This is a genomic window from Mycobacterium sp., assembly GCF_032161845.1.
Taxonomy (GTDB): Bacteria; Actinomycetota; Actinomycetes; order Mycobacteriales; family Mycobacteriaceae; genus Mycobacterium.
On record NZ_JAVRQA010000111.1, the window covers coordinates 1 to 7,925 of the forward strand.

General features: G+C 67.4%; 6 protein-coding genes and 1 pseudogene. 1 reads left to right on the top strand and 6 read right to left on the bottom strand.

What is annotated here, in order from left to right:
• The 5 genes and pseudogenes from QOD90_RS06705 to QOD90_RS06725 form a co-directional block, all read right to left on the bottom strand.
• Window positions 1-328: pseudogene (locus tag QOD90_RS06705) on the bottom strand (type VII secretion protein EccCa); the annotation flags it as partial.
• Window positions 325-1,797 (bottom strand): type VII secretion protein EccB, encoded by a 1,473-nt coding sequence (eccB, locus tag QOD90_RS06710; protein WP_526347911.1) that lies wholly within the window; start codon window positions 1,795-1,797, stop codon window positions 325-327. The pseudogene QOD90_RS06705 and the gene eccB, both read right to left, overlap by 4 nt.
• A 3-nt stretch (window positions 1,798-1,800) precedes the next feature.
• Entirely contained in the window at window positions 1,801-3,522 is a 1,722-nt protein-coding gene (gene eccA, locus QOD90_RS06715) for a type VII secretion AAA-ATPase EccA (protein WP_526347913.1), read from the bottom strand.
• Window positions 3,515-3,958, bottom strand: a complete 444-nt coding sequence (locus tag QOD90_RS06720) for a YbaB/EbfC family DNA-binding protein (RefSeq protein WP_526347915.1) — start codon at window positions 3,956-3,958, stop codon at window positions 3,515-3,517. Before QOD90_RS06720 ends, eccA begins: the two co-directional genes overlap by 8 nt.
• A 16-nt stretch (window positions 3,959-3,974) precedes the next feature.
• Window positions 3,975-4,829, bottom strand: coding sequence for an ESX secretion-associated protein EspG (locus tag QOD90_RS06725; RefSeq protein ID WP_526347917.1), 855 nt, complete (start codon window positions 4,827-4,829; stop codon window positions 3,975-3,977).
• 660 nt (window positions 4,830-5,489) lie between these two features.
• Between QOD90_RS06725 and QOD90_RS06730 the strand changes: the two genes are divergently transcribed.
• Window positions 5,490-6,938 (top strand): MinD/ParA family ATP-binding protein, encoded by a 1,449-nt coding sequence (locus QOD90_RS06730; RefSeq protein ID WP_526347919.1) that lies wholly within the window; start codon window positions 5,490-5,492, stop codon window positions 6,936-6,938.
• 12 nt (window positions 6,939-6,950) lie between these two features.
• Here the strand turns inward: QOD90_RS06730 and QOD90_RS06735 are convergent.
• Window positions 6,951-7,925: FHA domain-containing protein (locus QOD90_RS06735; protein ID WP_526347921.1), on the bottom strand; the 975-nt coding region annotated here is incomplete at its 5' end.

Genomic DNA, 7,925 nt, shown 5'->3' on the forward strand with positions numbered 1-7,925 from the left:
CCGCGAGGTACCGCAGATACTCCTTGCGGTCGGCATTGATCTCGGGGACCTTCTTGCCGCCGGCCCCACCGCCCGCCATGAAGCCGACCGTTCCCATCACCATCATCAGCGGCATCATCAGCATGTATGGCGACAGCTGGCGGATGCCCGTGAAGATCATGATTCCGATCATTCCGAGCATGCCGCCGCCCATGACGTACGGAAGGATCTTCTGGATGCCCGACGGCGGGATGTCCACGCCGAGATCATCCGGCGGAGTCACGTTGATCTCGCCCGGCGTCAGGCGCGGACCGCGCTTGATGATCGGCGTGAACTTGCGTGTCGTCACGAGCCACCTCCCGGCCCCGCCACCACGGGTTGATTGCCGTCGGGAACCTTTCTGGGATCGGGGTCGGGCGGCAGGGTGTCGTGTTCGAGCAACGCCGCCTCCTTCGACAACACCGGTCCGTCGACGAGCAGGCTGACCACCTGCCAGGGCGCGGTCACCGGTGCGGACAGCCCAAGCTCGTTAGCGGTGTCCTCGTTGGGAATTCCGTAGCGCACGCCCTGCGGATCGACGTAGTACAGGCTTTCGCCGTACCGCGGATCGGGCGACTGCAACCGCACGTACTGCCCGCCGTCGATGAATACCGTTGAGTCACCACCGATCTGATCGATGCCGGTCTGCATCGCCGTTGCGGCGATCGGGAGGTGTCGTCCCGTGACGACGGAGGTCTTCGGGGTCTGGTCGCCCGGTTCGCGTTGCCACGCCCAGCAGAGCGTCGGAGAGTCCTCCCGCAGCAGCACGTCCAACGGAGTGTCCGGAAGTGGTGAGGTGAAGACCTGCTCGGTGATCTTCGCGACGACGCTGGACTCCACCGACGGTGGCGAGATCAGCCCATAGGAGTTCGACGCCCGCAGCGCCGCCGCAGTGGTGTCGTTGACCTTCGCGACCCCGTCGGGCAGCACCACGAACTGCTGCGCACCCGAGTCGGTGACGGTCTGAAAGACGCTGCCGATGACCAGGTTCGCCGGCAGCCCAAGGCTATTGGGTGCGCCGCCGGCGGGGACCTGGGGAAGGATCCACGGCCCCGAGTTCGGCAGCGCGTTGTAGAGGCCTTCCGAGATGGGCGTCGCCTTCGCAGTAACCGGGATGCCAACCGCCGAGGTGACGGCGCGGTCCGACAGGTCGATGGCGTGCCGACCGGTGGAGGTGACCAACCAATCCCTGTCCTGGTAGGACACCAGCATTCCCTGGCCTGGGATCATCGGACCGACGGACGAATCGGTGATCAGCGGAAGGACGATCACCGACGTCGCGACGCTCGGCGCGACGCTCTCGGCCTTGGTGACCGTGTCGCACAACGTCCACGTCGACTCGGGAACGTGCGCAACGGGTGTCGCGTATGGCGCGCCGGGAATGCCGATCGGCTGACCCTTCGGCATCCGGTCCAACTCTTCGGACTTCACCGCGTTCGGGGTACCGGCGTTGCCGAGCACCAGGCGCGCCGACGTCAGGTTGTAGACCGGGCGAAGCTGACCGTTGCCCGGCATCACGACGTAGAGCTGATTGGTGCTCCGGTCGACGAGGAGGGTGTCACCACCGCGCTTGCCAAGGGGCTTGAAGTAGGCCAACAGCGCTGCGCCGAGGCAGACCAACACCGCGATGACGATGCCGAGAGATACCGCCCGGCTGTAGAACTGCAGCGGATCGTCGAACATGCGGGTGTCGCGGCGCACGATCGCGTGCTCGACCCGGCGCAGCAGGAAACGCCAGCCGCTGACCTGGACCTTGGTGGTTAACCGGAACCCTGCCATGCGTCACTCGCCGATGTTCAGTCGACTGTGCACGGCGTCGATCGCGCCTGCCATGTCGTCGCCGTTGATTTCACTGAGTTGCTCCACGCCAAGGCTTTCGAAGTCCACCGACCTGGCCAGCCTCATGTCGCGGCCCTGCTCGCCGGCCTCTACCAGTTGCCGGGCGTAGCGGCCGTTGCCCGCGATGTCGAGGGCTGGCTTGCCGCCGAGCGAACGCAGGCTGAGCAACTCCGCGGCCTCGAGCACCCGCTTGGCGGCTTCGTCACTCAGAGTCGAATCATTGCTTACCGCAAGGACCTTCGCGATCTCGACGATCTCCTCGGGGCCGTACGAGTCGAACTCGACCCTGGTGGAGAACCGGGACCGGAGGCCGTCATTGCTCTCCAGCAGCCGGTCGATGTCGGCGCTGTAACCCGCGATGATGACTACCAACCGGTCGCGGTCGTTCTCCATCCGCGCCAGCAGGGTGTCCAATGCCTCGGTGCCGAACGGGTCGGCCCGCCCGTCGCGCTCCTGCACCAGCGTGTAGGCCTCGTCGATGAACAGCACCCCGCCGACCGCGCGGTCGATGGTGCGCGAGGTCTTGACCGACGACTGGCCCTCGTACTCCGCGACGAAGTCCTTGCGCGAGGTCTCGACGAGTTTCGGTTCGGCGATCACCCCGAGGCCGGCCAAGATGTTGGCGACCACGCGCGCGATCGTCGTCTTGCCGGTACCGGGGGGGCCGGTGAAGATGATGTGCTTGGACTGCTGGGCCACCTTCATCCCGCGGGCGGCCCGTACCTTCGCCATCTGCGTTGCGGCGCGGTACCTTTCGATCTGCTCCTTGACACGGCTCAACCCGATCTGGCGGTCGAGTTCAGCCTGGGCTTCGGCAAGCAGCTTCTCGCGGCCCGAGTTGTCGGCCTCTACGCTGGCGGGATCCCACGGATCCTTGCGCGACGCGATCTTCTCAGCGGTCGTCGTGACGAGCCGGTAACTGGGGTCCTTGAGGGCTGCGACCACCTTTGGTTCGGAGTGGGTGGCCTGCAGCCATTCGAGCAGGACGACGGCCGACTCCTCGTTGCCAAGGCCGCGGCGGGTCATGGCAAGGAACCAGGCTATCGCGAGGCCGCAGGCCTCCCCCGCCGGCGACGAGTTTCCTTCTGTCAGACGACGTTCGGCCTCGTTGAACAGCCCGAGATTGGCGGCCGCGACACCGTGCGCGACGCTCGCGGCCGCTCCGAGAAACTTGTCCGGCCACGAACTGGCGGATCGCACCTCGTCGATCACGTCGGTCCAGCGTTCGGCAGCGCCGTAGACGACGGCCTTGGCCCACGCGACCAGATGTTCGGCGCCGTTGGCCTGCACGCCGTCAAGCGCCTCCATCGCGTCGGAATAGTTGCCGAGCGCCGCCTCGTTGACCGCGAAGCCCAAGGTGATCGACAGTGGTGAGTTCACCGGATAGGTGATGTTGCCGAACTGCCCGCCGATCTCGACGCGGGCCTCGAGACTGTTCATGGAGATCTCGGCGGAACCTGCCAGCTGCCCGAAGCTGCCGCGTGAGTACCAGGCGCGGAACAGTGTGGCGCGGTCGGTGTCTCCGCAGCGGATGCGGCCCACCCAGGCGTCGCACGCGGATTCGTCGATCGCGGTGATCTCGCTGAACATCTGCATGGAGCGCGCCGGCGCGGTGGGCAACATACCGACGGCGCTGCCGAAGAGCGCTGTCAAATGGTCATTCATGGTCACCTGCGTACCGCATCGTGAAGACCTGCGCGCGGGCGGCACGGGCGTCCTCGGGCGATGGCAGGTCGAGATCCCTGGACAGGAAGTCGCGCGTGGCGGTGTCATCGTGGCCCTGTTGGCGCATGCCCTCGAGCACGTAGTCGTACTGCGCGGCCCTGGCATCCTGGGTGGCCAGCCCGGCGATGACCACGATCTCGTCCGCGAGATCGGTTTCGGTCATCGTGGTCACCTTCTGCGACAAGTCGATCTTGCGGACGCGTCCGTCCACGAACGTCGAGACCGTCACCGTCCCAGGAGGGTTGGTCACGGTGAATGTCGGCCCGACCGGTTGGTCGTCCACGTCATCGCCGTCGAAGGCATCGAGAGCGAATGCGTAGCTGCTCGGTGCCGCCAGATCATCGTCGTCGTGATCGTGCGGCGGAGTGTCGTCCACCAAGAGATGCCCTTTCTCAGTCCGGGTGGTTGGCTTCGAATTCGCTGGGCTTCTTCTCGAACCAGGTCTTCGACGGCAGGAATTCCATCAACCCGTCGAGCGCCCGCTGGAGGTTCTCGTTGGTACCCGGCAGGAAGCTGCCGTACAACTCCCCGTTGACGCGGCGGGGTAGCGACACGATCCGGCCCTGGCTGGAGTCCAGCACCCCTGCGGCAACTTCGGCTTGGGTGTAGGTGCCGCCGGGATGGCGTTCGTTGGCGGTGATCTCGACCCAGCTACTGGGGGCGGCGGTGATGTCGGCGTACAGCCGCGCCGACGGAGGGTCGACGCCGAACTGCCCCAACTGGTTAGCCGTAGTCGACTGAGCGAGCTTGCTCGCAACGCCGGTGAGCGGCTCGACATCGGCCGGGGTGGCCGACCCGAGGACAGCCGTCACCATGCCCGCCAGTCCAACCTGAGGCGCGATGCGCTGCAGCACGATCATGTCGCCGTCTCGCGCGGCAATGACGTGGCGGTCACCCTTGCGGCAGACGGCGAAGCGCACCATCTTGCCGCCGATGTCCCTGCGCCACCATCGGCCCTCGAGGGTCCGGTCGGCACGACTCAACGTGTCGACCATGACGGCCACTTCCGGATGCGGCGCCCCGTAGAGGTCGAGCACGCCCTGGGCGGTGAGGTCGCGCGCGACCTGCTCCCACACGATGTTGCGCAGCTCGAGCTGCGGGATGTTGGGTCTGATGCCCAGCGCGGGCGGAAACTCCATCATGTGGAGCCGGTCGGCGACGACGAGCATGCCGTCGATGGTCACCTCGACTGCGACGACGTCGTCGATGTGCGTGGTGCCGCGGCCACCGTTGGACATGGCCGTCATGGGTGTCTCGATCCTGGCCGGCTGGTTTCGAGCCTCCGTACCTCGCCGGACATGTCGATACCCCCTCTTCGTCATCTTGCAATGTCGCTGGCACCCGCGGCAGTCCGATTGGAGCTTCTTCCCAAGCCCAGCCGGGAGCGCCTCGAGCCGGGGGTTGGGAGCGACGTCCCTCTCGAAGTCGGCGACGCGTTTGCCTACGATCTGTCGAGATTTGCCGGCGACCCGCGGGCTGCCCGGCAGGCCGGTTCGTTCCCAGCCCCCTACCGGATACGAGGGTACCAGCGGTTTTGTGACCTCCGACGCACCAATTCGCGAACGGGACACCAACGCCCTGACGGGCCCGATGCGGACGATGATCGCAGCTGAGCTGTGTGAATGGCGAGCACCGCGGGGGACGCGCGATCAGTCCTTGGCTCGCCCGTTGCCGCGTCAGCGAAGCCGGGGAGCCGCCGCATCGGTGGGCCTGCCGCGTGCTCGACGGGCGGTACTGCGCACGGACGCGCGGATTCAGCGAATTTGGGCGACCGAGGCAAATGTTTGCTGCACTGCCCCGGGCCGCACCGGCTGGCCAATGCCAGGGTGGCAACTGCGGCTGGTGGTTGATACTTGAGTGAATGCCGGATGGCCGTCGTCTGATACGTGGGAAGGAGCCCTGGTGCCGTGAGTGATCGCGACGACGCCCTGCGCAAGGAACTCGGATGGACCGGGCCCGAGGAATCGAATTACGAACCGACCCCGGTCGAGCCGACCTTCACACCTGCGGCGACACCGTTGCCGTCCCGCCCACCCGTCGACTACGAGCCTCCGCTCGCACCGCCGGAGCCGACGCCGCACGAACAGCAGGCTCCGCAAGCGCCTCCTCCCCCTCCGCCGCCACCCGCACCGCCGCGCGAGCCGGAGCGTCCCGACGGCGGTCCCCGACCACCGCAGCGGTTCGGCCCACCCCCTGGCACGCCACGCGATACCGGAGCGTTCCCGGCGCTGGGCCGTCCTCAGGAGCCGCCTCAGCAATGGGCGCCGCCGCCACCGAATCCGCAGCAGCCGGGGTGGCAGCAGGGCCGCCCAGCACGACCAGCCCCGCCCCAGGGGCCGCCTCAGCACGGCACGTGGCAAGGACAGTCGCACGGTCCGGATTCACGCGTCGTGCCCCCACCGCCGACGGGGTCGTATGCCGATCGCATCAGGGCGGACGATCTGGTGCCCAGCCGTCGCATCACTCCCGCGCGGGGCTGGCGTCGCGCCGTCTACAAGCTGACGTTCGGGCTCGTCAACCCTGGCCAATCACCCGACGAGATCCGTCAGGCCGAGCTCGAGGCCCGCATCAAGGTCGTCCTGCGGGGCCACTACAAGGTTGGTGTGATGGGCAAGGGCGGCGTCGGCAAGACGACGGTGTCTGCCAGCATCGGATCGGTGTTCGCCGAACTCCGCCAGGAGGATCGCGTCGTCGCATTGGACGCCGACACCGCGTTCGGGAAGCTGGGCAGTCGCGTCGACCCGAAGGCCATCGGGTCGTACTGGGAGTTGGCCGGTGATCAGCATCTCGATAGCTTCGCCGACATCCGGTCGCGGGTGGGCAACAACTCCGCCGGGCTGTTCGTCCTCGCCGGCGAGGGAAGCCCCGCCCGCAGGCGCGTGCTCGACCCCGCGATCTATCGCGAAGCCGCCGCCCGACTGGACCGTTACTTCTCCATCACGATCGTCGACTGCAGTTCGACGATGGACACGCCGGTCACGCAGGAGGTGCTTCGGGACCTCGACGCGTTGGTCGTCGTCTCCTCACCGTGGGTCGACGGCGCGGCGGCCGCGGGGCAGACGATGGACTGGCTGGCCAATCGTGGCCTGACGAGTCTGTTGCGTCGCACGGTCGTGGTGCTCAACGACTCAGATGGTCACGCCGACAAGCGAACCCGTGCCATCCTGGCGCAGCAGTTCGCCGGCCAGGGCCAGGTGGTCGTGGAGGTTCCGTTCGATCCGCATCTGCGTCCGGGCGGCGTCATCGCGGGCACCTCCGAGATGTCCGCGCCGACCCGGCGCAAGTTCATCGAGATCGCGGCCGCTCTCGCCGAGCACTTTCCAGCCAACGACGAGCGCGGTAGGGACCGGCATTGACGCCGAATGTATTCAGCGCCAATCGAGTTGGCTGATCAACGCCTCGATGGCGGCCACCGCGGACGCAGGTACGGGTCGTTCGGACTCGGCTCCCGCGATGACGTCCTCCGCGACGCCCGCGGCCTGAGCGGTTTCGGCGATGGTCAGGTTCGCGTTCCGGCGAGCGGCATACAGGCGCTGACCGAGGGTGGCGCGCTGCGCCGTCGCACCCAGCATCGTCAACTCGTCCATCCGCCGCCGGACCGTGCTGAGCGCCCGGATGAGCGTCGGGGTGACCTTGCCGATGCGGGTCGCACGCGCGGCGACCGCTTCGAGCTGGCGCAGATCGGAGAGGATCGCCGTGATCCGCGGGGTGAAGTCCGGAGCGTCGACGGGCGGTAACGCGTCGATCGTCGAGCCAAGGGTGTTGACGGCGGCGACCACGGCCTCGGCGATCAACGATCCCTCGTCGCCCACCTGATCCCTGCGGACCGCGTCGGTTCGGCTTTCGTCACCGGCGGGCGCACCGGTCCTGATCCGATGGATGGTCCCCGGCGCCCAGCTCAACACTTCCTCGAGCTTCGCGCGGGTCCTTTCGCGCGGCCAACTGCGCCCCTTTTCGAAGGAGATGAGGGCACCCGCGTTGATGATTCCGTCGGCGGCCAGGCTGCGTTGTGAGATGTCGAGTTCGCGCCTTCGTGCCGCGGCGGCGGCGCCCGCCCTGGCCATCCCCGGATCCACGATCGTGGTGGTCTCGTCGTCGCCGTACACCCCGTCCGGCGACCCGTGGCTGAGCGGCGCAGACCCGGGCGTGACGTCGAATCGCACCGCAGGCCCCTCCGTGGGATCTCCGAGCCGCACCGTCAGCCCGGGCGTGACGGGAACCAGGTCGGTTCGTGCGTCACCGACGTACATCCCGTTCTTGCTGGTGTCGACGACGCGCCAGCCGCCATCGACGAACTCCGCCCTGACGTGCACCCGGGAGATGCGTGGATCGTCGATCTGCAC

Excerpts from the sequence above, each read along its gene's own strand:
- QOD90_RS06725 (WP_526347917.1), bottom strand. The coding sequence starts at position 4,829 with ATGACGGCCATGTCCAACGGTGGCCGCGGCACCACGCACATCGACGAC.
- eccA (WP_526347913.1), bottom strand. The coding sequence starts at position 3,522 with ATGAATGACCATTTGACAGCGCTCTTCGGCAGCGCCGTCGGTATGTTG.
- eccB (WP_526347911.1), bottom strand. The coding sequence starts at position 1,797 with ATGGCAGGGTTCCGGTTAACCACCAAGGTCCAGGTCAGCGGCTGGCGT.